The sequence below is a fragment of the Bathymodiolus azoricus thioautotrophic gill symbiont genome (assembly GCF_001298715.1).
Classification (GTDB): Bacteria; Pseudomonadota; Gammaproteobacteria; order PS1; family Pseudothioglobaceae; genus Thiodubiliella.
Map to the genome: position 1 here is coordinate 1 of NZ_CDSC02000211.1, position 1,265 is coordinate 1,265.

The following is a 1,265-nucleotide window of genomic DNA, read 5'->3' on the forward strand; positions in this document are numbered from 1 at the left end:
GGCTTTACATAATGATGGATGATTAACAAAATAATAGATTTTATTAATTTGAACATTTTTTAAATCCACGCTTAATAAGACTAAGGGTACTTTAGTGCTTATTAATCATTATGCAAAGGTCTCTATGCAATAAATAAATTTTATTTCCTTCTATTTGTTTGGATAATTTGATAAAAGATTTTTAATAATAATCCACGCTCTCCACAAAGGACGGCACAATTCTTTTTTTACTTTTGATAATATTTTCTTTTTCTGGGTTGCAATTGTTGAACCACCTACATCGCAATCTTGATGAGATAAACAACCTATTTCTAAAGACCATGTTTGAACATTATGCTGCCAAAGCATTTGTTGTAATGTATCAACAGGTGCTTTAAAATTTTGCATCTTATTTAAAAAAACTTGAGTTGCTAATTTTCCATAAATGGCACCTAAGTTTCCAAGTGGTGGTGTTTGATAGCGAATAAGTGTAATGTCATCAATATTTTTTCTTTCTTTTTCTATAACGCCTTTTTTACCAGATAAGTCAATAACAATATTCTCATCTAAATTTTTAAACAAAGTGTTGATTGTACTTTTAAAATTACTGTGTATTTTAATATCATCTTCCAATACAATACATGCCTTGGATTTATGCTCTGATGTTATCTGCCAAGCACTATGCCAACTAAGAGCGCAACCAATTTCCCCAGCAGATAAAGTCGTATAATGACTCCATGAACGCTTTGATTGCCGTTGGTAATACTGCAATGCTTCAACTTCAAGTTGACTACCATCAACTGCCACTATTCTTTCAAATAGCGCTTCTATCTTAGATAACTGTTTACTCACATAATGCAGTCTATCAGGACTTCTGTCTAAGTTAATAATATAGATAGGAATTGCTTTTGTACTCATTGAATTTTTAGATTACACATGATGGACACACATTTGAATTTTAGTAAATGATATTTTACTGTAATCCTACAAAATTGACTTCCCTTTAATTATAAGCTTATGCTTAGTGATAATCAGCAAGAATACAAAAAATAAGCAATCCCCCGTTTCTAACATAATATAGGCAGGCTACCTTAATTTATAATTTTTAGTAAAAACAATAACTTACGAAAATAAAAATACTTGAAAAATCATTTCATCTGATCACTCTTAGATTCACATTATAAGTGCAACACTCAATTAGTCGGCCAAAGGGTATATTAACCACCCTTAATCCGACAAGAAAAAGGAGTGAAACATGCAAAAATATACACAATTGACCTACGAAC

At 30.7% G+C, this 1,265-nt stretch carries 1 protein-coding gene; it reads right to left on the minus strand.

What is annotated here, in order from left to right:
- Nucleotides 1-150 precede the first annotated feature (150 nt).
- A complete protein-coding gene (locus tag BAZSYMA_RS04090) occupies nt 151-897 on the minus strand; it encodes a glycosyltransferase family 25 protein (RefSeq protein WP_090715887.1) in 747 nt (248 codons plus the stop codon).
- Between the last annotated feature and the right edge of the window lie 368 nt (nt 898-1,265).

Excerpts from the sequence above, each read along its gene's own strand:
- BAZSYMA_RS04090 (WP_090715887.1), bottom strand. The coding sequence starts at position 897 with ATGAGTACAAAAGCAATTCCTATCTATATTATTAACTTAGACAGAAGT.